Annotated in this window: 23 protein-coding genes and 1 other annotated feature (1 of these 24 running past the window's edge); all 23 genes read left to right on the top strand. The window is 37.7% G+C overall.

Translation table 11 applies throughout. The features are described 5' to 3' along the window. Positions 1-290 precede the first annotated feature (290 nt). The 23 genes from ACHABW_RS00130 to ACHABW_RS00240 all read left to right on the top strand — a co-directional run bounded on the left by ACHABW_RS00130 (position 291) and on the right by ACHABW_RS00240 (position 23,686). The gene (locus ACHABW_RS00130; RefSeq protein ID WP_435753550.1) at positions 291-2,228 is read left to right on the top strand and encodes a stage V sporulation protein D; all 1,938 of its coding nucleotides are present in this window, start codon (positions 291-293) and stop codon (positions 2,226-2,228) included. A 79-nt stretch (positions 2,229-2,307) separates the two neighbouring features. Then, on the top strand, positions 2,308-3,774 hold the full coding sequence (locus ACHABW_RS00135) for a UDP-N-acetylmuramoyl-L-alanyl-D-glutamate--2,6-diaminopimelate ligase (RefSeq protein ID WP_435753551.1): 1,467 nt from the start codon (positions 2,308-2,310) through the stop codon (positions 3,772-3,774). Between the two features lies 1 nt (position 3,775). Continuing rightward, positions 3,776-5,113, top strand: a complete 1,338-nt coding sequence (locus ACHABW_RS00140) for a hypothetical protein (protein WP_435753552.1) — start codon at positions 3,776-3,778, stop codon at positions 5,111-5,113. A gap of 15 nt (positions 5,114-5,128) precedes the next feature. After that, complete coding sequence (gene mraY / locus ACHABW_RS00145; RefSeq protein WP_110936454.1) at positions 5,129-6,106, top strand: phospho-N-acetylmuramoyl-pentapeptide-transferase; 978 nt, start codon at positions 5,129-5,131, stop codon at positions 6,104-6,106. Next, entirely contained in the window at positions 6,103-7,476 is a 1,374-nt protein-coding gene (gene murD / locus ACHABW_RS00150; RefSeq protein ID WP_435753553.1) for a UDP-N-acetylmuramoyl-L-alanine--D-glutamate ligase, read from the top strand. The genes mraY and murD overlap by 4 nt, the downstream gene beginning before the upstream one ends. Before the next feature lie 105 nt (positions 7,477-7,581). Continuing rightward, positions 7,582-8,682: a stage V sporulation protein E gene (spoVE, locus tag ACHABW_RS00155; protein WP_110936452.1), complete on the top strand. Its 1,101-nt coding sequence runs from the start codon at positions 7,582-7,584 to the stop codon at positions 8,680-8,682. Between the two features lie 820 nt (positions 8,683-9,502). Continuing rightward, on the top strand, positions 9,503-10,597 hold the full coding sequence (gene murG / locus ACHABW_RS00160) for an undecaprenyldiphospho-muramoylpentapeptide beta-N-acetylglucosaminyltransferase (RefSeq protein ID WP_435753554.1): 1,095 nt from the start codon (positions 9,503-9,505) through the stop codon (positions 10,595-10,597). Positions 10,598-10,624: 27 nt separating this feature from the next. After that, positions 10,625-11,551: a UDP-N-acetylmuramate dehydrogenase gene (gene murB / locus ACHABW_RS00165; protein ID WP_435753555.1), complete on the top strand. Its 927-nt coding sequence runs from the start codon at positions 10,625-10,627 to the stop codon at positions 11,549-11,551. A gap of 144 nt (positions 11,552-11,695) precedes the next feature. Beyond that, the gene (locus ACHABW_RS00170) at positions 11,696-12,499 is read left to right on the top strand and encodes a cell division protein FtsQ/DivIB (protein ID WP_435753556.1); all 804 of its coding nucleotides are present in this window, start codon (positions 11,696-11,698) and stop codon (positions 12,497-12,499) included. Next, positions 12,489-13,187, top strand: coding sequence for a DUF881 domain-containing protein (locus tag ACHABW_RS00175; protein WP_435753778.1), 699 nt, complete (start codon positions 12,489-12,491; stop codon positions 13,185-13,187). The genes ACHABW_RS00170 and ACHABW_RS00175 overlap by 11 nt, the downstream gene beginning before the upstream one ends. A 4-nt stretch (positions 13,188-13,191) precedes the next feature. Next, on the top strand, positions 13,192-13,890 hold the full coding sequence (locus ACHABW_RS00180) for a DUF881 domain-containing protein (protein ID WP_435753557.1): 699 nt from the start codon (positions 13,192-13,194) through the stop codon (positions 13,888-13,890). Next, positions 13,891-14,253, top strand: coding sequence for a small basic family protein (locus ACHABW_RS00185; RefSeq protein WP_110936446.1), 363 nt, complete (start codon positions 13,891-13,893; stop codon positions 14,251-14,253). A 136-nt stretch (positions 14,254-14,389) separates the two neighbouring features. Then, positions 14,390-15,697: a cell division protein FtsA gene (gene ftsA / locus ACHABW_RS00190; protein ID WP_435753558.1), complete on the top strand. Its 1,308-nt coding sequence runs from the start codon at positions 14,390-14,392 to the stop codon at positions 15,695-15,697. Between the two features lie 36 nt (positions 15,698-15,733). Next, the gene (gene ftsZ, locus ACHABW_RS00195) at positions 15,734-16,894 is read left to right on the top strand and encodes a cell division protein FtsZ (RefSeq protein WP_435753559.1); all 1,161 of its coding nucleotides are present in this window, start codon (positions 15,734-15,736) and stop codon (positions 16,892-16,894) included. A gap of 470 nt (positions 16,895-17,364) precedes the next feature. Then, positions 17,365-18,273: a sigma-E processing peptidase SpoIIGA gene (gene spoIIGA / locus ACHABW_RS00200; protein ID WP_435753560.1), complete on the top strand. Its 909-nt coding sequence runs from the start codon at positions 17,365-17,367 to the stop codon at positions 18,271-18,273. A 228-nt stretch (positions 18,274-18,501) separates the two neighbouring features. Beyond that, positions 18,502-19,221: an RNA polymerase sporulation sigma factor SigE gene (gene sigE, locus ACHABW_RS00205; RefSeq protein ID WP_183040904.1), complete on the top strand. Its 720-nt coding sequence runs from the start codon at positions 18,502-18,504 to the stop codon at positions 19,219-19,221. 124 nt (positions 19,222-19,345) lie between these two features. Beyond that, positions 19,346-20,131, top strand: a complete 786-nt coding sequence (gene sigG, locus ACHABW_RS00210) for an RNA polymerase sporulation sigma factor SigG (RefSeq protein ID WP_110936442.1) — start codon at positions 19,346-19,348, stop codon at positions 20,129-20,131. Between the two features lie 250 nt (positions 20,132-20,381). Then, entirely contained in the window at positions 20,382-20,636 is a 255-nt protein-coding gene (locus tag ACHABW_RS00215; protein ID WP_110936441.1) for a YlmC/YmxH family sporulation protein, read from the top strand. Positions 20,637-20,877: 241 nt separating this feature from the next. Continuing rightward, positions 20,878-21,561 (top strand): YggS family pyridoxal phosphate-dependent enzyme, encoded by a 684-nt coding sequence (locus ACHABW_RS00220; RefSeq protein WP_435753561.1) that lies wholly within the window; start codon positions 20,878-20,880, stop codon positions 21,559-21,561. A gap of 29 nt (positions 21,562-21,590) precedes the next feature. Further along, positions 21,591-22,022 carry a cell division protein SepF gene (locus ACHABW_RS00225; RefSeq protein ID WP_435753562.1) on the top strand — a complete coding sequence of 144 codons (432 nt, stop codon included), beginning with the start codon at positions 21,591-21,593 and terminating at the stop codon, positions 22,020-22,022. Between the two features lie 21 nt (positions 22,023-22,043). After that, positions 22,044-22,307, top strand: coding sequence for a YggT family protein (locus tag ACHABW_RS00230; protein ID WP_110936438.1), 264 nt, complete (start codon positions 22,044-22,046; stop codon positions 22,305-22,307). Between the two features lie 23 nt (positions 22,308-22,330). Next, the gene (locus ACHABW_RS00235; protein WP_435753563.1) at positions 22,331-23,104 is read left to right on the top strand and encodes an RNA-binding protein; all 774 of its coding nucleotides are present in this window, start codon (positions 22,331-22,333) and stop codon (positions 23,102-23,104) included. Positions 23,105-23,182: 78 nt separating this feature from the next. Next, a complete protein-coding gene (locus ACHABW_RS00240; protein WP_110936436.1) occupies positions 23,183-23,686 on the top strand; it encodes a DivIVA domain-containing protein in 504 nt (167 codons plus the stop codon). 180 nt (positions 23,687-23,866) lie between these two features. Further along, positions 23,867-24,041: a binding site (T-box leader), on the top strand (it continues 78 nt past the right edge of the window).

Genomic DNA, 24,041 nt, shown 5'->3' on the forward strand with positions numbered 1-24,041 from the left:
TCTAACGGGCACTAAAAAAGGAGATTTTTACTTTTTTAGTGCCCTTTTGAGGAGATAAGAAAGTTTAAGTTGACAGCTATCTTTACGCCACACGTGTCAACGTAAACCCACCTTCTTTCGAGTGCACCTACACGCAATACGTAGGTGCTACTCGGGGGTGGCTAAAGATCACGCTGTATTTCATAAAAGCAGGCTAAGCCGTTTTTCTTAGATAATATTTCAGTGGCTTCGTTCTAACCTGTCCATTTTTTTCATATGTCTGAACCAAGTGATTGGTGAGGAGGTTGTTTATGAAAACTGTATCCTTTGTAACGGTAAGAAAAAGACTCATATTTACTTTAATTGCGGGGGTAGTACTGTTTTTAATTATGGGAGCACGTTTATGGTACGTGCAAGTAGTTATGGGTGAGGAGATTTCTGAAAAGGCAGAAGAGTCATGGGGTAGAAATATTCCTTTTGAAGCGGAAAGGGGAGATATCCTTGACCGAAATGGCGAATCGCTCGCGATAAATGTCACTGCTCCTACCGTATTAGTTGTTCCAAGGCAAATAAAGGATCCTGTAAAGGTTTCGGAGCAATTAGCCAAGGTGCTCCATATGACTCCTGAAAAAGCATATGAATATGTGACTCAAAATACGTCTATTGTGCGCATAAATCCGGAGGGAAGAAAAATATCGAATGAATTAGCAAATGAAGTTCGTCTTTTGCAGCTGGAGGGCGTTTATATTGCTGAAGATAATAGGCGACACTATCCGTATGGAAAGTATTTGTCTCACGTATTAGGGTTTGCCGGAATTGATAACCAAGGCCTTACTGGTATCGAATTATTTTATGATGAACAATTGGCTGGGGAAAAAGGGTATGTATCCTTTTACTCTGATGCTAAGGGACAGAGAATGCCTAACTTAGCAGATCGTTACACGCCTCCCGAAAATGGTGATGATTTAAAATTGACGATTGATTCCAACGTGCAGACAATTATCGAGAGGGAACTTGATGAAGCCGAAGCTACCTATAATCCAGATGGAGCTATGGCTATTGCGATGGATCCAAAAACAGGAGAGGTTCTTGCAATGTCATCCCGGCCAGATTATGATCCGGAAAGGTTTCAGGAAGTGCCACCGGATATTTATAATCAAAATAAACCAATTTGGAGTACGTACGAGCCAGGGTCAACGTTTAAAATTATCACACTTGCTGCAGCCCTAGAAGAAGGAGTTGTAGATCTCGACGAAGATAATTTTTATGATCCAGGGTATGTAAAAGTTTCTGGTAAAAGATTAAAATGTTGGAAAAAAGGCGGGCATGGGGAGCAAACTTTTTTAGAAGTTGTCCAAAATTCTTGTAACCCGGGTTTTGTTGAACTGGGCGAAAGATTAGGGAAAGAAAAACTTTTTAAATATATCGATGACTTTGGTTTTGGTAATGAAACGGGAATTGATTTACAAGGAGAGGGGACAGGGATACTATTTGATTTGGATGTAGTTGGTCCTCTTGAACTGGCGACAACTTCATTCGGTCAAGGGGTCTCTGTAACACCGATTCAACAAGTTACTGCGGTTTCTGCTGCAATAAATGGAGGTACTTTATACGAACCGTATTTAGCCAAAGAATGGTTAGACGGCGCAACTGGAGACACCATAAGTAAGAAAGAATCAGTAGTGAAAAAACAAGTTATCTCTGAGGAAACCTCTGCGGAAATTCGTAGAGCTTTAGAATATGTTGTTGCTAAAGGAACAGGACGGGGTGCTTTTGTAGATGGATACCGAGTCGGTGGTAAAACCGGTACGGCTCAGAAGGCAAAAGACGGAAAATATTTAGAAAATAACCATATTGTATCCTTTATTGGTTTTGCTCCAGCTGATGATCCTGAAATTGTTGTTTATGTGGCCATTGATAATCCAAAAGATACGATACAGTTTGGTGGGGTTGTAGCTGCTCCAATCGTTGGAAATATTATTGAAGATAGTTTACGTGCTCTAGACGTTCCAAGAAGAAAAGAGCAAGTAGAAAAAGAAGAGGCATGGTCTGACATACCAGTTATAGAAGTACCCGATTTATTAGGCTTAACGAAGCGCGAGATTTTTGATGCTTACTATGATATTGAGTTAGATATTAGTGGGGATGGCACGGAAGTAGTTTCACAATCGCCTGATCCAGGAACTAGAATAGAAACAGGTTCAACAATTCGAATATATTTGGGTGACAAAACCGAAGAAGAACAGTAAAATGTTAAAGGGTCAGCACCTATGATTTGGTTGTAGGTGCTGCCTTATAAAAAAAGAAGTACATGAAAGAGGGAGCAAAATGACCGATTTAAAAACACTGACGGAGGTATTACCATCCTTTGAATATATCGGAACAAAGAATCCTGAAATTACCCATGTTGAAATGGATTCTCGTCTCGTTAAGAAAAACAGCTTATTTTTCTGTGTTCCTGGTTTTACAGTAGATGGACACGAATTTGCTGAGCAGGCGATTCAGAAAGGAGCTGTTGCTTTAGTTGTAGAAAAAGAGCTGACTATAGACGTTCCAATGATTAAAGTGAGAGATGTCAAACGTGCAATGGCTATTCTTTCTGCTCATTTTTATGGACTACCTAGTTCAAAATTACATATGATTGGTGTGACTGGTACAAACGGCAAAACGACTACGACACATATTATCGAGAAAATTTTATCTGATTTCAAAATGGAAACAGGTATAATTGGTACAATGTACATGAAGTACAAAGGAAAAGAAATCAGTGTGAAAAATACAACACCGGAATCACTCGTATTGCAAAAAGAATTTGCGGAAATGGTGAAAGAAAATGTTGAAGCGGTGACAATGGAAGTCTCTTCCCACGCGTTAGAATTAGGGCGAGTCCACGGAACAGACTTTAATATTGGTGTTTTTACAAACCTTTCTCAGGACCACCTGGATTATCATGGCACGATGGAAAAATATGGACAGGCAAAAGGATTACTTTTTGCACAACTTGGCAGTAACTTTGATAAGAGTGTGAAAAAAACTGCTGTTTTAAATGTGGATGATAAACATTTTAATACGCTGGAAACAATGACAGCAGTACCCATTATTACTTATGGCATCGAGGAACAAGCTGACTTCCGTGCGAAAGATGTAAAGATCCGGGAAGATGGCACGAACTTTACATTGGAAGTAGCGGGGGAGGAGTACCTGTTTAAACTTTATTTAACCGGACTTTTTTCCGTGTATAACGTACTTGCAGCAGCCGCAGCAGCGTATGCGAGTGGAGTGCCATTATCTTCTATTAAAACAAGTGTAGAAGCTATAAAAGGCGTTTCAGGAAGGTTTGAAAGAATAGAAGGAGATACACCTTATCACGTCATTGTAGACTATGCCCATACTCCAGACAGTTTAAAAAATGTGCTGGAAACGATCAAAGGTTTTGCTAAAGGAAAAGTTTCCGTCATTATTGGTTGCGGGGGAGATCGTGATCGTTCAAAAAGACCTCTCATGGCTTCGATAGCAGATGAATTGGCTGATTTTGTTTATTTAACATCTGATAATCCTCGTTCTGAGGAGCCCCTATCAATCCTTTATGACATGAAACAAGGAATTAAAGGAGATAGATATAAAATCATAGAAGACAGGAAAACCGCTATTATTACTGCAATTAATCAAGCGAGTCAAGACGAAGTAATCTTGATTGCAGGTAAAGGTCATGAAACATACCAAATCATTGGTGATCAAACTTTCTCCTTTGATGACCGGGAAATTGCAAGGGAAGCGATGAGGGAGCGGATATAAGATGAATGGCGATATTGATTATCAACTCATCAAGACTGTTTCTGATCGGATTAGCGGAAAGTTTACATTTAATTTTGTTTCTGCCGGTGTAAGTACCGATAGTAATAGAATTAAACAAGGTATTATATATGCTCCGATTATCGATGGTGGTTTTGATGGACACCAACTAATTGAAACAGCCATAGAAAATGGTGCAGTCGGTAGTTTTTGGCAGAACGGAATAGAACTTCCAACTACTCTGCCTGAAAGTTTCCCAATCTTTTACGTTGATAATGTCCATCTTGCGCTTGAAAGAATGGCAGATGAATACTTGTTTAATGTAGATCCAACTACAATCGTGGTTCTAGGTGACTACTCAAGAGTAGCCACTAAAAAAATTCTGAAAAAAGTACTCGATCAATCGTTTGTTGTATATGAAGGTGGGAGCAGTGTCACTGTCCTTCATGTACTTGAAACAATCCTTTCTATGCCAAGTAATACGGATGTTCTTATTATGGATGTTCCTTCTACTAAAACATCACATGTGAGTAGAATAAGTGAAATTGTAAAGCCTTCTTTAGCAATTATTAGTGAGAATACTGGAGGAAATACCCAAGCGATTTCTATCGTAGAAGGTATGAAGGCAACCGGTACTGTTGTGATGGACGGGGATCGTCCGATCGCTGAAGGTGAATGGAAAACAGATGTCATGACAATTGGCTACGAAGACAGTAATATTTTCAGTATTAAATCTGTTCAAACAAAGGAAGATTCGCTCCGATTTCAAATGGAAGGTATCCTCATTGATTTCATTATTCCAATTTATTTGAGCAATCACCTGAAGTGTGTCGTACCATCCATTGCAGCAGGTCTTCACTTAGGAATAGGTGCGGACCAGATAGCTCACTCATTAAAGGATCTGACTATGGAAGATCTGGGGTTAGATGTAAAAGGAAATGCTCCGGGTTCTATAGTAGTTTTCGACCATGAGAAAGTAGAACACAGTGATGTTGAATATAGTATTAACATGGTCAAGTATTTACACTCTTTTGAAAATAGGGTAGTTATTGTTGATGAAGGATTTCAATCTACCCCCTTGGATATTACGCTTCATGAAATTTTTGCTTCTAAGTTAGCAGACCCCATCACGCATGTGATAACAATAGGAGAAAAAGCTTTTTGGGTGACAGAGGCATTAAACAGATTGACAAATGATACACTTATAACTAGGCACTTTCCAAATCACGCTAAAACAGTTGATATGCTTAAAGAACTCATTAATTCCTCTAGTTTAATCTTATACAGAGGAGCAAATAGAGCACTACTAGAACAAATAATTACAGAATTGAATAGAGGTTAGAAAGGAGTTCCTTTCATGTTGGAACAAGGTTTGTTATTTACATTATTAGTGTCATTTTTGTTAACGGTAGTACTATCGCCAATTTTTATCCCTTTTTTAAAGAGATTAAAATTTGGTCAAAGTATTCGAGATGAAGGTCCAAAGTCTCACCAGAAAAAAACAGGTACACCGACAATGGGTGGAGTGATGATTATCTTTTCTATCGTTCTATCTACGCTCGTTATGGCAGGGCAATTTCATACTATCGGTGTAGAAGTTTGGTTGTTGCTTTTAGTAACAGCAGGATTCGGATTACTAGGATTTTTAGACGATTATATAAAAGTAGCCAAAAAAAGAAATTTAGGATTAACTTCAAAGCAAAAATTCTTTGCTCAGGTAGGGATCTCAACTCTCGTTTACATTGTGCTCGTACAGGCAGGTTTATCCACAGATATTCGTATACCAGGAACGGAATTGGCAGTGGATATTGGGGTCTTTTATTTTCCATTGATTATCATCATGCTTGTTGGTGCAAGTAATGCCGTTAACTTAACGGATGGATTGGATGGACTTGTGGCAGGGTCATCAGCAGTTGCTTTTGGGGCGTTTGCTATTATTGCTTATTCAACAGGTATGCTCACAGTTTCTTTGTTTTCTGTAGCTGTTGTAGGTGCAGTATTAGGGTTTCTAGTGTTTAATGCACATCCTGCAAAAGTATTTATGGGGGATACAGGTTCATTAGCACTTGGGGGAGCTCTTGCGATGATAGCAATTTTAACGAAAATGGAGCTTTTACTCGTGATCGTAGGAGGAGTTTTCGTTATTGAAACCTTATCAGTCATTATCCAAGTGATTTCCTTTAAAACAAGGGGGAAAAGGATTTTCAAAATGAGTCCTCTTCACCATCATTATGAGCTTTCGGGCTGGAGTGAATGGCGTGTTGTTGTAACATTTTGGGCAGTTGGAATTTTATTTGCTGTAACCGGCGTTTATTTAGAGGTGTGGATGACATGAAAATGATTAAAAAATTTGAAGAAAAAAATGTGCTCGTTATTGGATTGGCTAAAAGTGGTACCGAGGCTGCCAGATTGTTGCATAAGCTCGGCGCAAAGGTAACAGTTAATGATCAAAAACCTTATGAAGAAAATACACAAGCCCAAGAGTTAGAGAAGCTTGGAATATCCGTAGTTTGCGGCTCGCATCCAGAAAATTTAATTAACAAAACAGTCGATTATGTCGTGAAAAATCCAGGTATAAGGTACGATCATCCACTGGTAGTTAAGGCAATTGACATGAAGCTGCCAGTTTACACAGAAGTTGAACTTGCGTATTTAATTTCCGAAGCAGAAATGATTGGTATTACTGGATCGAATGGTAAAACAACAACAACGACGTATATAGGTGAGATGCTATATGGCGGTGAAAAAGAACCGTTATTAGCTGGGAATATAGGGGAAGTCTCTTGCGGTGTGGCTCAGCAGGCAACTACACAGCATGAAATGGTTGTAGAATTGTCCAGTTTTCAGCTAATGGGCATTGAAACATTTACACCAAGAATTGCAGTTTTCTTAAACTTAGTGGAAGCACATATTGATTATCACGGCTCGATGGATGAATATATGAATGCTAAGAAAAACATTTTTTTGAATCAATCCGACAGTGATTACTTGATTTATAATGCAGATGATCCTCTTGTTAGCGATATCGTTCAGGAAGCGAAAGCAGAGTTAATCCCATTTTCCACTAAAGTGACGATACAGAATGGCGCTTCGATTGAAGATGGTTGGATAAAGGTATTTAACCATCGGTTAATGGAGGCAAAAGAATTATCACTTCCAGGTGAACATAATTTATCCAATGCTTTGGCCGCGGCGACTGCTGCTATATTAGCGGGAGGCAAGGTGGATCAGGTGAAACATGTACTAAGGACGTTTGCAGGAGTGAAACATCGTCTAGAATATGTTGGAGAAGCGGTTGGAAGAAGTTTCTATAATAATTCGAAAGCAACGAATGTTCCGGCAACGGTGACTGCATTACGTGCATTTAAACAACCAATTGTTTTAATCGCCGGTGGATTAGACAGAGGGCTTTCCTTTGATGGCTTGATTCCGCTGCTATCCGAACACGTGTCGAAGATAGTTTCATATGGGGAGACAAAAGAAGCGATAGCAGAAGCAGCAAGAAAAGCAAATGTGCCATTTATCAAAACGGTGTCTTCTTTAGAAGAAGCGACGAGGCTAGCATTTGAGAAGTCTGTCTCAGGTGAAGTGATCCTTTTATCACCAGCTTGTGCATCCTGGGATCAATTCAGAACATTCGAACAACGAGGCGATGAATTTACACGTGTTGTTAAAAGAATATTTAATGAAAACTTACAGGAATGATTGTCCTAATTTTTCATAGGTATAGTTAGTAAAGACATGTAATCAAGCTTCTTTACTTGGCGATCCTCCATTCAAGGAGCTTGATGAAGAATGGAGGTTCTTTCTATGCCTAGAGTTAGGTCTTCACCGGATATATTTTTAGTTATTGTCACGTTAATGCTCGTGACTGTTGGATGTTTGATGGTTTACAGTGCGAGCTCTGTTTCTGCAGAGTATCGATTTGATGACGCATATTTCTTTGTGAAACGTCAGCTCATTTTTGTTGCGCTTGGTTTCGTCTCTATGTTTTTAATGACCCAAATAGACTATTGGAGATGGAGAGACCTTTCAAAAGCAGCGTTGTGGGTTTGTTTCCTGCTCCTTCTCATCGTACTAATTCCAGGTGTAGGTTTGGTAAGAGGGGGGGCTCAGAGTTGGTTAGGGATTGGAGCTTTTTCGATCCAACCTTCTGAGTTCATGAAATTAGCGATGATATTATTTTTAGCGTCATACATTTCTGTTAATCAAAAGTTTATTGTGACATGGAAGAAAGGTTTAATACCTACTTTGGCACTTTTGTTTCTTGCGTTTGGGCTTATTATGCTCCAACCGGATTTAGGAACTGGGGCAGTGATGATTTTAACTAGTGTGCTGATGATATTTATTGCAGGGGCGAGGATTTCTCATTTTGTAATATTAGGGTGTATTGGTATCGTTGGATTCATAGGTTTAATCGCTTCAGCTCCTTATCGTATTCAAAGAATTACGTCGTTTTTAAATCCTTGGGAAGATCCTCTAGGGGGTGGCTTTCAAATTATTCAATCTCTCTATGCAATTGCTCCTGGAGGCTTACTTGGATTAGGATTTGGAGAAAGTCGTCAGAAGTATTTCTATCTCCCTGAGCCTCAGACCGATTTTATCTTTGCTATTCTTACAGAAGAACTTGGCTTTATCGGTGGTGGATTTGTGCTAATCTGTTTTGCAGTTCTTTTATGGAGAGGGATTAGAATTGCTCTTTATGCACCAGATTTATTTGGTACATTGTTTGCTGCTGGAATCACGGCGATGATTGCTTTTCAAGTAATGATAAACGTTAGCGTAGTAATCGGGTTAATGCCTGTTACTGGAATTACATTACCTTTGATGAGTTACGGCGGTTCTTCATTAACAATTATGCTTACTACAATTGGAATATTATTAAATATTAGTCGTCATACTCCCGCTTAGACTAATTTTAATAGGGCGCCTGCTGAAGAAAGTAGGCGTTTTTTTATATGGTAAGAAAGATTCAGACGATGTTTCTTGAGGACGAATGTGATTTTTTAAAACGTTAATTTATAAATTTCTTAGTTTTAATGAAATTGTTGTATTACTTTGGACAGAGGTGCTTGAATCCGCTTTAGGCGGACGCTTTCCGCGGGCAATGCTTCAGTCTCCTCGGGAAAAACCACCCTGTGGGGTCTTCAGCTATTGCTAATCCCGCAAGAGTCGCCGCCTTCGCTACTCCGAGCTTTTATAAATTCAGGGTTAAGAAAGCAGCTATTTTAATTATAAGACGCTATGCGCTTTTCTTAAAAAAATCAACGTAGATGGATTTTCTAAAAGCTTATTGGTTATTTTTATCAGAAACAATAACGATTACGTAACTGCCTTTATAAAAATTGTTGTTTGGAAGAATCCGCGAGACTCCCGTGGAAGAATGATCCAAGCGAGACCCCGCAGAGCGTTCGTTTGCTCGAGGAGGCTCGCGGATCATCCACGGAAAGCGAGCGGTAATTCTTCCAAACAACCTACCATGATAACAAAAGAAACAAAATAGAAAATAAGACAAAAAACTTTTTAATGACTGCAATGCAGTTTTTCTTATTGTTTTTTACGTTAAGATGATCGAATTACTAAAAAAAATAAATAAGAATTTAAAATACACTTAAAATCACTCTATATATCGGTTAAAATAAGAATGATTAGATTATAATGGCAACCTTACTATCGTGATAGAATACATTGTTTAACGAATCTTTAGGTAACGGTTATTAGGAGGATATTGATGAAGGTATTAATTTCAGGTGGAGGAACGGGTGGGCATATTTATCCCGCTCTAGCACTTATTAGACATTTAGAAAAACAAGATCATTCGCTTGAATGCTTATATATTGGCACGGATAATGGTTTAGAAGCTTCTATTGTTCCAAAAGAGGGAATCCCTTTTAAAACGGTCAAAATTTCAGGTTTTAAACGAAAGCTATCCTTGGAGAATATACGAACAGTTTATCGGTTTTTAAATGCTGTCAGGGTGGCCAAAAAATATATAAAAGAATTTAAACCCGATGTAGTCATAGGAACTGGCGGTTATGTTTGCGGACCGGTTGTTTATGCGGCCGCTAAAAGAAACATACCTACACTCATTCATGAGCAGAATAGTGTCCCAGGTCTAACGAATAAGTTTCTAGCAAAATATGTGACCAAAATCGCAATCTCTTTTCCGGATTCTGCGAAGTACTTTCCTGAAAGTAAGGTTGTATTTACAGGGAATCCAAGAGCAACGGAAGCCGTTGCCCTAAGGAGAGAAGATGGGAAAAATCGTTTAAAAGAGCTTGGGTTAGATCCAACTAAAAAAACAGTACTTGTCGTAGGTGGAAGTCGCGGAGCTAAACCAATTAATGATGCCATGATAGAGACTTTCCCTTTATGGAGAGGGAAAAATTACCAATGTTTATATGTCACAGGTGAAGCTCATTATAATAATGTCAAGGATCATTTATCGGAAGAAGATAGTCATCGAATGGTTTGTGTACCTTATATAGATGATATGCCGGCTATATTACACGAGGTTGACCTGTTAGTTGCAAGAGCAGGGGCTACTACATTAGCAGAAATCACAGCTGTAGGTCTTCCTTCTATCCTTATTCCTAGCCCGTATGTGACAAATAATCATCAAGAAAAAAATGCGAGATCACTGGAAAAAGAGAATGCTGCGAAGGTTATTCTTGAGAAAGATGTTTCCTCAGAACAATTATTATCTGATATTGATCATATATTAAATGATGATTTTGTTTGGGAAAGTATGAAAAAAGGAGCCTTATCGCTTGGTAAACCAAATGCTGCAGAAGATATCAAAAAAATGATTCAAAGTGTCTTATAGGCGAAGGGTTGGGAAATGGGGGATTAAATGAGACAATTAGCTAATGAATTGGAGTCATTAGACGTTGGAGTAGTGAAAGTAGATGAATCTTTAAAGAATCATACTACTTGGAAAATAGGTGGGGCAGCTTCTATTTTGTATGAACCGAGTTCCCTAAAAGGACTACAATCAGCTTTACGTGCAATTACGGCTAGGAACCTTCCTTTATTTATCTTAGGTAGAGGGTCTAACGTTCTCATTTCTGATGAAGGTATTCCAGGTGTGGTGATTAAGCTTGGAGACCAAATGGCCAGTTACACATTAAAAGGAACTTTATTAACGGTAGAGGCCGGATGCTCCCTTATTAAATTAGCTACTATTCTTAGTAAAAAAGGATACTCAGGACTTGAGTTTGCTGCTGGTATCCCAGGATCGTTAGGAGGAGCCGTGTATATGAATGCAGGGGCTCATGGGGCAGATATTTCCTCTATCTTAACGAAAGCTTTAATCCTTTTCCTGGATGGCAGTTTAAAATGGTTGACCAATCAAGAATTGAATTTTGATTATAGAACATCAGTTTTACAAAGGAATGGTGGCATTTGTGTTGCAGCAGAATTCCAAATGGAACAAGGAAATGCTAGTTCTATTCGCGGAGATTTATTAAAAAATAAATCCTATCGAAAAGAGACACAACCTTGGACAGATCCTTGTTGCGGAAGTGTGTTCAGAAATCCGTTACCAAATCATGCAGGGAAGTTAATAGAAGAGCTGGGGTTAAAAGGATTTTCGATTGGAGATGCAGAAGTATCTTCTGTACATGGAAATTTTATTATCAATAAAGGGGATGCAAAGGCTGAAGATGTGCTCAAACTTATTCAGTATGTTCGGGATAAGGTTGAAGAGCGATTTGAAATACAATTACAAACGGAAGTGGAATTTGTTCCACTTGCAAAGGATAGCTCTGATTTACAATAAATCACATAATAAAATAAGTGATTTTCCTTACAAGAGTAAATAACTGCGTTATGATGGAGAGAAGCAGGAAATCGTCTTTATTTGTCGATAAACTGAAAATTGGTTTTCTCATTCAATCCCTTGCTATACGATGGAGGAAGATGTATGAAAGAAAAGAAAGTAGTTGAAATTGAAGAGAGAATTCCTAAACTCAAAGCTCGAAGAAAACAACGGACCAATCGACGATTAATCTTGTATGTGTCAATCTTCTTTTTATTAATGTTATTCATTATCTATTTTCAAAGTTCGTACAGTCATGTCCAACAAGTAAAAGTAAAAGGAAATGATTACGCGAATTCAGAATGGGTGATTGAACAATCCGGCTTGCTTGATGGAGTGAGTATGTGGAATTTGAATGAAGAAGAAGTTTCTAAAAAGATTACGTCTCACGAGGCTGTATCGAGTATTGAACTTTCAAGGGAATTTTTAAATAGTATCATAATAGATGTTCAGGAATATGCACATATTGCCTATGTTCAAGAGGAGAATACTTTTTTCCCCGTCTTGGAAACTGGTGAGCAATATTCAAAAGATCCTGCCCAGGATGTTGTCCCATATGATGCACCCGTTTTACGAAATTTTGAAACGGAGGAGTTAAGAGTACAGATGGCATCTCAACTCTCGAAAACTCCAAAAGGGATATTTGAGCGTATTTCAGAAATTACTCTGGAACCTACGGAAAATGATCCTACCCGAATTACGTTGTTGATGAATGATGGATTTACAGTAAGTTCAACTATAAGGGATTTTTCTGTAAGGATTACCCCGTATCCTGCTGTCGTTGACCAGTTAGATCCCGAGATTGATGGGATCGTTCATATGAGGATGAATCCTTATTTTGAAAGTTTTGAAGTGGAAGAGGAAGAAATAGACGAAGAGGAGGTTGAGGGCATTGAGGGTGAAGGGTAAACATGTGATGTTCTCGTTTGTTCTCTTGATTACTGGTTTTCTTGTTTCGTTAAGTTACCAGTACACAAGTCATACAAACCAACAAGGTCCTCCTTTGTCTGATTCCCAGTGGCAAGAAGAAGATGAACTTCGTAATGAGGTCATTTCCGAACAGCAAGTAAATCAAAAGCTTACGGATAGTTTAAGAGAGGTTCAGAGTCAAATTAAAACGGTGGAAGACGATATTTCGACTTCTGAGCGCTTGTATTTGAATTTGGTGGAAGATATTGATCAACTTCGAATGGTTACTGGGTCTGTTGGCGTGAGTGGAGAAGGAATCCATGTCAAGCTAGATGATGCAGAATATGTGCCAGGTGAAGACAATCCCAATCATTACATTGTCCATGAACAGCATATCCAACAAATCGTAGATGAACTTCTCGTTGCCGGGGCAGAGGCTATTGCTGTAAATGGTCATAGAATACACCAGCAGTCGTATATCCAATGCATAGGGCCTGTGATCGAGATTGATGGAGAAACGTCATTCGCACCTTTTGAAGTAACGGCAATCGGTGACAGTGAAACATTAGATGAATCTTTGAATCTTGTAGGTGGAGTAAAAGATCAGCTCGTCAATCAAAATATTGATATTCGTATTGAGAAAAGAAATGAAATTATATTAGATCCTTTCTTCTCTGAGAAGGGGTGAACCTATGAATAATAGAATGACTATTTTTGCTTGTGTCACGATAATTATTGGATTTATGGTGGCTGTACAATTTCAAGCTGTAAGTGAACCTGAAAATAGAGAAGGCCGGAATATGGCTGAACTCAGGCAGGATTTAGTGGCGGAAAAAGAAAAACAGCAAAGATTAAACGAAGAACTAGAGAGACAGCGCGAAATACTGTATCAATTGGAACAGACAGAGGATGTTGAAGAGGTCATGGGCGATGTGATTACTGAATTACAGGAGCAAGCTGGACTGACAGAAGTTAGTGGGCCAGGAATAATCTTAAAAATTGATGTTGCTTTTGATGTAGATTATGAAGGGGGTGCCATTAGATCAGTTCCGCCTTACCTGGTGCGTTTACTTATTAATGAACTGAACATTCAGGGAGCGACTCATATAGCCATTGACATGCAACGTTATGTAGCAACTACCGCTATTAGAGAAGCTAATGGCAGAACGCTAGTTAACGGTAGTTGGCTCAGTCATTTTCCATTAGAAATAAAAGTGGTTACTGATGATCCGGAATCAATGCACCATGCTATGATGTCTTCCCAATCCAGAGAGTTATTTTCTTATGAAAATTTAAGCCTTGTCTCTACTCCTGTGAATCAAGTGGAATTACCGGCTTATGAGAAAGACTATCGAGTTCGGTTCATGGAACCAGTACAGGAGGGATCCTGAATGTGGTTGCCACTTCTAGCTCTTATAATTGGAATATTATTTGGTTTTCTTACAGACTTCCAAATATCGGATGAATACTCAAGTTATCTATCTATCGCGGTACTAGCAGCCTTGGATACGCTCGTTGGTGGCATCCGAGCACATTTGGAAAAAACATTTGATGATAAGGTATTTATTACCGGATTTTTCACAAATATTTTTCTAGCTGCTAGTTTAGCTTTTCTCGGTGTTCATCTTGGTGTAGACTTGTATTTAGCAGCTGTTTTTGCATTTGGTGTACGTTTATTTCACAATATCGCAATTATTCGACGGATTTTTCTTGTAAAATGGACAAAAAAGAGTGATAGTACTACGAAAGACTAATGGTATATTTTTCATTTTTTGTTTTTATACCCATAAAAAGAGGTAATGAGATATAATTGTTGAATACAACCTTTAAGTTATCATATTAAAAAAAACATTTATTAACTTTAAAGCAGGTTAAGGGAGGTGCAAGCCAATGAAAAATCATGATACATATGTAACTCTAGATATCGGAACCTCATCGGTACGAGTTATTATTGGTGAAATGACAAATGGCTCTTTGAACATAATTGGAGTAGGAGAGTCTGAATCAGAAGGAATTAAAAGAGGAGCAATTGTCGATATTGATCAAACTGTTCAATCTATCAAAAGAGCTGTTGAAAAAGCAGAAAGAATGATAGGAATGAGCATCAAATATGTCATCGTTGGTGTAACAGGTAATCATATTCAACTACAGCCTTGCCATGGGGTAGTTGCTGTCTCTAGTAACGATCGTGAAATAGGGGACGAAGACATCACCCGGGTTATTGATGCTGCACAAGTGATCTCTATTCCACCGGAAAGAGAAATTATCGATGTTATTCCACGGCAATTTATTGTAGATGGTCTAGATGAGATCAATGATCCAAGAGGCATGATAGGTGTCCGTTTAGAAATGGAAGGAACAATTATCACCGGATCGAAAACAATGTTACATAATCTATTGCGTTGTGTCGAAAAAGCTGGTCTGCAAGTAGCCGATATTGTCCTTCAGCCATTAGCAGCAGGTTCTATCGCGCTCTCTAAAGACGAAAAAAGTTTAGGTGTGGCCCTTATTGACTTGGGTGGAGGATCTACTACTGTCTCCATATTTGATGATGGATCTTTACAAGGAACTAGTCAGATTCCAGTTGGTGGAGATCACATTTCTAATGACATCTCAGTCGGATTTAGAACGTCAACGGAAGAAGCGGAAAAAGTAAAAACAAGTTATGGACATGCTTTCGTAGATCATGCCTCCGATGATGAAACATTTGAAGTTTCGGAGATTGGTAGTGATCAAAAACAAGAGTTTTCACAATGGCAACTTGCTAACATTATAGAACCTAGGCTAGAGGAAATGTTCTTGTTAGTACAAAAAGAAATTAACAGACTTGGGTATCAAGACTTGTCTGGAGGTTTCGTTTTAACTGGAGGAACGGCTAAAATGCCAGGAGTTCTCGAGCTTGCTCGAGATGTACTTCAGAAAAATGTACGTGTCGCTATTCCAGATTATATTGGCGTACGAGAGCCTCAATATACAAATGGAATTGGTCTTATTACATTTGCATACCGAAATGTTCGAATCCAAGGGAAAGAAATTGCTTCAGGCTTAGAAGAAGTAATTCAAGGGAATGAGGAAGATCGTAAAGAGCGTAAGGAAAACCAAAAACAATCTAGACAACCAAAACACTCTAAAAATTCAAAAGAAGAACCAGGTGTGAAGAAAAAAGTTTCGAATATGTTTAAGATGTTTTTTGAGTAAATATAAATGTAATGAGGATGGATTGGAGGATCGAAAATGTTAGAATTTGAACAAGATATGGAACAATTAGCAACAATAAAAGTTATAGGTGTAGGTGGCGGCGGAAGTAACGCAGTAAACCGAATGATCGAAAATGGTCTTCAAGGTGTTGATTTTATTGCTGTGAATACAGATGCTCAAGCACTACATCTTTCTAAAGCAGATCATAAATTACAGTTAGGTGGTAAACTCACTAGGGGATTAGGTGCTGGTGCTAATCCTGACATTGGAAAAAAAGCGGCAGAAGAAAGTCGTGATCAATTAGAAGAACAACTATCGGGCGCAGATATGGTATTCATCACCGCTGGAATGGGGGGAGGAACTGGAACAGGAGCAGCGCCAGTCATTGCAGAAATTGCAAAAGAAGCAGGAGCTTTAACGGTTGGTGTTGTTACGCGTCCTTTTACTTTTGAAGGACGAAAAAGAATGTCGCAAGCCGCGAATGGAATTGCAGCTTTAAAGGAAAAAGTGGATACACTTATTGTCATTCCTAATGATCGCTTATTGGAGATTGTTGATAAAAATACTCCTATGCTTGAAGCGTTCAGAGAGGCTGATAATGTATTGCGTCAAGGTGTCCAAGGTATTTCTGATTTAATTGCAGTTCCTGGTCTTATTAACCTGGATTTTGCTGATGTGAAAACAATCATGAGTGAAAAAGGATCAGCTTTAATGGGAATAGGTGTTGCTACTGGAGAAAACCGTGCTGCTGAAGCTGCTAAGAAAGCAATTTCTTCCCCATTATTGGAAACAAGCGTAGATGGTGCACAAGGTGTGCTGATGAATATTACAGGCGGAAGCAATCTTAGTCTTTTTGAAGTTCATGAGGCAGCGGAAATCGTATCTTCAGCGTCTGACAGCGAAGTAAACATGATTTTTGGTTCAGTAATAAATGAGAATTTAAAAGATGAAATCGTTGTTACCGTTATTGCAACAGGATTTGAAATGGAGCAGCAGCAACAACCAAAGGAAAGGGCACCGTCCAGTCGTGCTTCTTTAGGTCAGCAAAGATCTAGTCAGCCAAGCTCGCAGACTAGAACTGAAACTGCATCCACACAAGAAAAATCCAAGCCAACTTCTAATCAACCACAACAGTCAGAAGAAGAATTGGATACATTAGATATTCCAACATTTTTAAGAAATCGTCGAAACAGATAATATAATATCAAAAAGCCAGTTCCAAAAGCTAAAAACTTTTGGAACTGGCTTTTTTTAGTTCATGTCGGTTTTATAAATATATAGAAAAATTTACCGGATGTGACAAAATATGCAGCGTTTTTATTAGCTTAATAGGATGTATTTATAGAACTTCGGGTTACGTAAAAGAGTTAGAAGAATCGGAGGCGACCGCCTTGAGCGGACTTGAATACTATTATAAACAACGTTCAAATTAAGAAGAAGATTTATTGAGGGTACTTTCCTTCATAAATCTTCTTTTTTTGCATGACAGGGTAAAACTACTCTGAATTTATATACTTTTTATGATTCGTATAGTTCACAAAATTTCTTGTGACACAAAATTCGAAAACCTCTCAAAATAAGTAAGGTTTTCATAGCAAGAAGTGACAGACTTAGTTCTTTTTGTGGGCTATACTTATCCTTAAATTCGAGGTTGGACGGTGGAGATAATGAATCTCTATTTGGATTTGATATGGCTATTAAATTTTTTAATTGATCTGATGTTACTCATATTGACATCAGTTGTTATGAAGAAAAAGACATCTAAAAAAAGGTTTGTTTTTGGGGCCTTATTTGCTTCATGTTTTGTATTTTTCATGTTTATACCCGAAGCAGCATTTATGGTTCACCCGGTTAACAAAGCACTTTATTCGGTACTTATTATTTTAATCACATTTTCTTTCGAGCAAATTAGAAGTTTCTTTCAGGCACTCCTCATGTTCTACTTTGTTAATTTTGCGATAGGTGGTGGGTTAATAGGTATACATTATTATTTTAATTTAGACCATTCATTTTTACAGGGTACTTTTGCCACCAATGGTTTTGCATTTGGTAGCCCTGTTAGTTGGGGGTTCATTGTAGTTGGTTTTCCAGTTTTATATTTTTATACGAAGAAGCGGTTTGAAGTTGTTGAGGAGGTGAAAATACGGTTCTCTGAAATTATGAAAGTAAATGTAAAAGTTGCAGGGATAGCGTTAGAGCTTACAGGATTTGTCGACAGTGGGAATCGACTAACTGATCCCTTTTCCAAAAAACCAGTAATGATTATAGATATGACAAAAGTTAAGAATCAATTCCCAGAAGATATTGTTAACTTAACAAAACAAAAACCTGACAACATTACTCAGTCATTTGACCAGTTGTCATGGAATGTTTCCATTGTCCCTTTTCGAACAGTAGGGAGTGAGCTCGAGTTTCTCTGGACGATAAAACCAGACGAAGTGACGGTAGAAGAGCAGGGAAAAGCATATTCTTGTCCTCGTACACTGTTAGGGCTTAGTTATCGTTCCTTAGGAGAAAACGGAGATTATGATTGTCTCCTTCATCCTGCGATGATTCAGCATAGAAAAGAAATATAAAGAGATATAAACCGGCTGTTTTTAGAAAAAGAGCTTTGTAGAAGTAAGGCGGTCGACTCTAGTGGAAAAAAGCATCTGGAGAAGACTAGGCTGGACGTTTTCTGTCCGAGGAGGCTAACGGTGTTGCTCACAGAATGCGTCCATCAGTAGCATATTCGAATACCATTATATGCTTTTGAAAAGCAATATTTTTTAGAAATCAGCCTATTAAACCGAGGAGGAGCGATAATGAAAAGATATATGATGCCGCTTAAGTTGTGGTGGTTTAAGCTACGAAAAAAATTAAACCTAAAATCGGATGAGATATTCTACATAGGAGGAAGTGAAGCACTTCCTCCCCCCTTGTCTAAGGATGAAGAGGCATATTTATTAAAAAAATTACCGAATGGAGAAGAGTCTGTGCGATCAATGCTTATTGAAAGAAACCTTCGTTTAGTAGTTTATATTGCTCGAAAATTTGAAAATACCGGAATAAATATTGAAGATTTAATTAGCATTGGAACCATTGGTTTGATAAAAGCAGTGAATACATTTAATCCAGAAAAGAAAATTAAATTGGCGACATATGCATCTAGGTGTATAGAAAATGAAATTCTGATGTATTTGAGAAGAAATAATAAATTAAGATCTGAAGTTTCGTTTGATGAACCCTTGAATATAGACTGGGACGGAAATGAATTGTTGTTATCGGATGTTCTTGGAACAGAAGATGATATTATTACAAAAGGTATGGAAGAAAAAGTAGACCGAAGGCTTCTTGTTAAAGCATTACTGAGTCTGAATGATCGAGAAAAACAAATTATGGAGTTACGTTTCGGATTAGCGGGAGAAGAAGAAAAAACGCAGAAAGACGTAGCGGATATGCTGGGAATTTCACAATCTTATATTTCTCGTTTAGAAAAAAGAATTATTAAAAGGCTTCGGAAAGAATTTAATAAAATGGTTTAATCTATCTTTCATCTTATATAAATAGTGTTATTATTTATGCTTCGTTTTGATTTGATGTCTGCATAATTTTCCCTCTCAAGGACATACTGATTTTGTACCTTATCTCCTGTTGGGAGGGAAAGCATTGACACGACATAAAGTGGAAATTTGTGGAGTAGATACATCGAAGTTAACTGTGCTGAAGAATAAGGAAATGAGAATTTTATTTAAGGCGATGCAGGAAGGCGATCCAGATGCGAGAGAAGAATTAGTTAATGGCAATCTTCGACTCGTATTAAGTGTGATCCAAAGATTTAATAATCGAGGTGAATACGTCGATGATTTATTTCAAGTAGGATGTATTGGGTTAATGAAGTCCATCGACAACTTTGATTTAGGACAAAATGTTAAATTTTCAACGTATGCAGTTCCGATGATAATTGGAGAAATTAGAAGATACTTAAGAGATAATAACCCAATTCGTGTATCTAGATCACTTAGGGATATTGCATACAAAGCTCTTCAGGTTCGTGATAATTTAATGAGTGAGAAGAAACGCGAAAGAGAACCAACAGTCCAAGAAATTGCAAAAGTATTAGGTGTACCGAAAGAAGAAGTAGTGTTTGCATTAGATGCCATTCAGGATCCTGTTTCCCTTTTTGAACCTATCTATAATGATGGTGGTGATCCAATTTTTGTGATGGATCAAATCAGTGATGATAAGCAAAAAGATGTAAATTGGATTGAAGAAATCGCTCTGAAAGAAGCAATGATTAAGCTAAATGAGCGGGAAAAGGTAATACTTGATATGCGATTTTTTCAAGGGAAAACTCAAATGGAAGTAGCGGATGAGATAGGGATATCTCAAGCTCAAGTTTCACGGTTGGAAAAAGCAGCCATCACACAAATGAATAAGCACGCCCGTGAATAACCTGCGAAAGCAGGTTATTTTTTTATGTGCAGATTTATATGGATCATAGTCCTAAGGTGTTCTATTACTCGGTAGAATTAAACACATTCACAGCGCAATCAATTATATCTGCAAGTGTTTTAATGTAAGCACTTAAGCTATTTACATGAGCTATTATACTAGCTGTTTTCTTTAAATTGATATATGAGCTTTGTTACAAGCATAAGATATAGAAGATTGAATATAGGACTTTAAAGAAGGAGAAGATATTATGTTAAATATGTCTGAATTACAGTCAAAAGATATTGTAAATTTATCCGATGGTAAGTTGTTAGGGCACTTAACCGATATTGATATTGATTTGGAGCAAGGCAGAATTAATTCTATTTTTATAGGTGGGAGTAAAATAAGGAATATGTTCCAAAAAGATGAAGAATTCATGGTGCCCTGGAAAAACATTGTGAAAATCGGTTCAGATGTCATATTAGTGCGTCTAGAAGGGGAATTCCAGGCGAAATTAGAATAAACAACATGGATATTATCGATAATTCCTAGTATTTCGACGCTCCTTTCATGAAATCATTGCTTGAATGTAAAAAATTCTTTATGATAACAGTATGGACTTATGAAAATCACCTTGATCCGGATAAAGAAGAGTACCTGTTTCAGTAGCATCTTATAACAACCAAGATGCTACTAGGGTCACTCGTCTTATTTAAAGAAAACTAGAGTTATTTATTAGAAATGAGAGGGGTTTGTCGACAGTCATGTCAGTCACTGAAAATTTAACAATCATTCAAGATACTATTCGTGCAGCATGTGCTCGGTCCAACAGAAATCCAGATACAGTAAATCTCGTTGCAGTTACTAAATATGTCTCTACTGAAAGAGCACAAGAAGCAGTCTCTGCCGGTATTTTACATTTAGGTGAAAACCGAGTAGAAGAAGGAATGGAGAAATGGCAAGTGATTGATGGGGATGTCAATTGGCACTTTATAGGGAACTTGCAATCCAGAAAAGTGAAAAATATAATTCCTGCTTTTCATTTCATTCATTCTTTGGACCGTCTTTCGTTAGCAAAAGAATTGGACAAGCGTGCAGAAGAGGGACAGACTGTAAAATGCTTCGTTCAGGTGAATGTTACTGGTGAAGAGTCAAAGTCTGGTCTAACTCCAGCTGAACTTCCAGCTTTCATCGAGGACGTAAAGCAGTATACATCGGTTCAAATCGTTGGTCTAATGACGATGGCACCATATACAGAAGACGTGGAAACAGTGCGACCAGCTTTTAAACAATTACGTGAGTTAAAAGAGCAAATTGAGCAAAAAGAATATATTCATGCTCCTTGTCATGAATTATCAATGGGGATGTCAAACGATTATGAAGTTGCTATTGAAGAAGGTGCAACTTACATTCGAATTGGTACCTCATTAGTTGGAAAAGAAAAATAGCCATTCAAAGAGGCGAGGTGTTAAATAATATGAGTATGAAAAGAAAGTTTAAGCGTTTTTTTGAATTAGAAGATGACTATAATGAATCGGAGATGGAAGTGGAAGTTGCAAATTCCGAAGAGGATGAAAAGTTTTCAACTCCTGAAAAAGAAACCAGAAAAGATAAACGAAATGTAGTGAGTTTGAGTAGTGTCCAAAGTCAAGCAAAGGTGATGCTTATCGAGCCTCATAGTTACGATGAGGTGCAGGAAATAGCTGATCAATTAAAGAATAGAAAAGCAGTTGTTATAAATTTACAGCGAATACCTAGAGATCAAGCAAAGAGAATTGTAGATTTTCTCAGCGGTACAGTTTATGCTATAGGAGGAGATATACAGAAACTCGGTAGTGAGATTTTTCTTTGTACTCCTGATAATGTTAACGTAACTGGTTCGATATCTGATATGATCCAAGGATCATAGTATGTAGGAGAGTGAATGAAAGTGGAATTAATAGCAAGTTTAATCATTCAAGCAGTTGAAATTTATTGGTTTATCTGTATTATTTATATTTTTATGTCTTGGATTCCAAATGCAAGAGAATCATCATTTGGTCAAGCCATTGGAAAATTGGTAGAACCTCTTTTTGCTCCATTCAGGCAAATCATTCCGCCACTTGGCATGATTGATCTGTCACCATTGGTTGCCTTATTTGCACTACGTTTTGCAATGGATGGATTAAGATACTTATTTAATATGTTTTTATAACGAATGAGATGGTTGGTGAACAAGTGTCTATTTATGAACATTACAGAAAAGAAGAATATGCATTTGTTGATCAAGTACTTGATTGGAAAGAAATGGTTGCAAATGAATATCGGTTTAAGGTAACGGATTTTCTGGATCCAAGACAACAACATATCCTTTCTACTCTTATCGGTAAGAGTGATGAAGTGCGAGTGTCGTTTTGGGGCGGCCATTCAGCCCCTGAAAGAATGCGGGCCATTTTGTACCCTGATTACTATACTCCTGAAGAATCGGATTATAGTGTTTCAACATATGAAATTACTTACCCAAGTAAATTCGTGACGATAGAGCATCCCCATATTCTTGGCTCGTTAATGAGTATTGGTATAAAACGAGAAAAATTTGGTGACATCATTTCAACAGAAGAACGGTATCAAGTTGTTCTTGCGGATGAGGTTGCTGATTATGTCCTTGTTAACCTAGAATCGATTGGAAAAGCAAAAGTTAGGCTGGAGAAAGTTAATCGTGAGTCTCTTATAGAAGGTGTCAAAGAAACCGATGAACAGTTTGTTACTGTGTCATCAATGAGAGTTGACAGTGTCGTTTCAGAAGCTTTTCGTCTTCCTCGGGCAAAAGTGAAAGTGGCGATTACTGGTGAGAAAATTAAAGTTAATTGGAAAATAGTTGATAACCCCTCTTATACTATACATAAAGGGGATGTTCTTTCAGTAAGAGGTTTTGGAAGATGCGAGATTCTGGAATTAGAGGGAGAAACTAAAAAGGGAAAACATCGAATTATCTTGGGATTTCCTAAGTAAAAAAGGAATTTTTTCAGGTTATGTCGAAACATGTACATAAGTATTGTAATAAACAATTATTCGGAGGTGCTCTAGGTTATGCCATTAACTCCCTTAGATATTCATAATAAGGAATTTACCCGAGGTTTTAGAGGGTATGATGAGGACGAAGTAAATGAGTTTTTAGATCAAATTATTAAAGATTATGAATCCGTCATTCGTGAAAAGAAAGAGTTATTAGATCGGGTTTCTGAACTTGATGATAAGCTTACTCACTTTTCAAACATTGAGACAACGTTGAATAAGTCTATTCTAGTCGCACAAGAAACGGCAGAAGGTGTCAAAAGATCAGCAGAAAAAGAAGCGAAATTGATCATTAAGGAATCTGAGAAGAATGCTGACCGTATAGTGAATGAAGCGCTGTCCAAGTCCCGGAAAGTTGCTTTAGAAGTGGAAGAGTTAAAAAAACAAGCTTCTGTATACCGTACGAGGTTCAGAATGCTTCTTGAAGCTCAGTTAGAGATGCTTAATACAGAAGACTGGGACGACTTAAGTCAAACAAGTAAAGAGCAACAAGAAGAAGAGTCCTACGAAAACTTTTAACCTACTTGACGTATAAAAAGAAATTATCATATACTTTAATAACCGGTTTATATTGGAGAATGACGCTGTTTTTATAAATAGATGCTTGGGATGAAATTTACCAAGGTTAAGTGAGCATTCACTTTTTTGAATTTATCTGTTTTCTTGTTGTTATATAGTTCAATGATTGGTAATAATAAATGATAAGCGACGATAGGGAAAGTAAGAATAGATTTGAGGCAGTTTAGCGAACCGGTGATGGTGAGAGACCGGTGCCCCAACTATTTTGAAAATCACCCTAGAGCTGTGCACTGAACGAGAGAAACCTACTTATCTCTCAAGTAAACTGTACCGTGTCATGAGCGATATTTCATGC

The organism is Salipaludibacillus sp. CF4.18, from assembly GCF_051262595.1.
Lineage (GTDB): Bacteria > Bacillota > Bacilli > Bacillales > Salisediminibacteriaceae > Salipaludibacillus > Salipaludibacillus neizhouensis.

Bases quoted from the DNA above. Each gene is read 5' to 3' on its own strand.
- ACHABW_RS00130 (WP_435753550.1), top strand. From the start codon at position 291: ATGAAAACTGTATCCTTTGTAACGGTAAGAAAAAGACTCATATTTACT.
- ACHABW_RS00135 (WP_435753551.1), top strand. From the start codon at position 2,308: ATGACCGATTTAAAAACACTGACGGAGGTATTACCATCCTTTGAATAT.
- ACHABW_RS00140 (WP_435753552.1), top strand. From the start codon at position 3,776: ATGAATGGCGATATTGATTATCAACTCATCAAGACTGTTTCTGATCGG.
- mraY (WP_110936454.1), top strand. From the start codon at position 5,129: ATGTTGGAACAAGGTTTGTTATTTACATTATTAGTGTCATTTTTGTTA.
- murD (WP_435753553.1), top strand. From the start codon at position 6,103: ATGAAAATGATTAAAAAATTTGAAGAAAAAAATGTGCTCGTTATTGGA.
- spoVE (WP_110936452.1), top strand. From the start codon at position 7,582: ATGCCTAGAGTTAGGTCTTCACCGGATATATTTTTAGTTATTGTCACG.
- murG (WP_435753554.1), top strand. From the start codon at position 9,503: ATGAAGGTATTAATTTCAGGTGGAGGAACGGGTGGGCATATTTATCCC.
- murB (WP_435753555.1), top strand. From the start codon at position 10,625: ATGAGACAATTAGCTAATGAATTGGAGTCATTAGACGTTGGAGTAGTG.
- ACHABW_RS00170 (WP_435753556.1), top strand. From the start codon at position 11,696: ATGAAAGAAAAGAAAGTAGTTGAAATTGAAGAGAGAATTCCTAAACTC.
- ACHABW_RS00180 (WP_435753557.1), top strand. From the start codon at position 13,192: ATGAATAATAGAATGACTATTTTTGCTTGTGTCACGATAATTATTGGA.
- ACHABW_RS00185 (WP_110936446.1), top strand. From the start codon at position 13,891: ATGTGGTTGCCACTTCTAGCTCTTATAATTGGAATATTATTTGGTTTT.
- ftsA (WP_435753558.1), top strand. From the start codon at position 14,390: ATGAAAAATCATGATACATATGTAACTCTAGATATCGGAACCTCATCG.
- ftsZ (WP_435753559.1), top strand. From the start codon at position 15,734: ATGTTAGAATTTGAACAAGATATGGAACAATTAGCAACAATAAAAGTT.
- spoIIGA (WP_435753560.1), top strand. From the start codon at position 17,365: ATGAATCTCTATTTGGATTTGATATGGCTATTAAATTTTTTAATTGAT.
- sigE (WP_183040904.1), top strand. From the start codon at position 18,502: ATGAAAAGATATATGATGCCGCTTAAGTTGTGGTGGTTTAAGCTACGA.
- ACHABW_RS00215 (WP_110936441.1), top strand. From the start codon at position 20,382: ATGTTAAATATGTCTGAATTACAGTCAAAAGATATTGTAAATTTATCC.
- ACHABW_RS00220 (WP_435753561.1), top strand. From the start codon at position 20,878: ATGTCAGTCACTGAAAATTTAACAATCATTCAAGATACTATTCGTGCA.
- ACHABW_RS00225 (WP_435753562.1), top strand. From the start codon at position 21,591: ATGAGTATGAAAAGAAAGTTTAAGCGTTTTTTTGAATTAGAAGATGAC.
- ACHABW_RS00240 (WP_110936436.1), top strand. From the start codon at position 23,183: ATGCCATTAACTCCCTTAGATATTCATAATAAGGAATTTACCCGAGGT.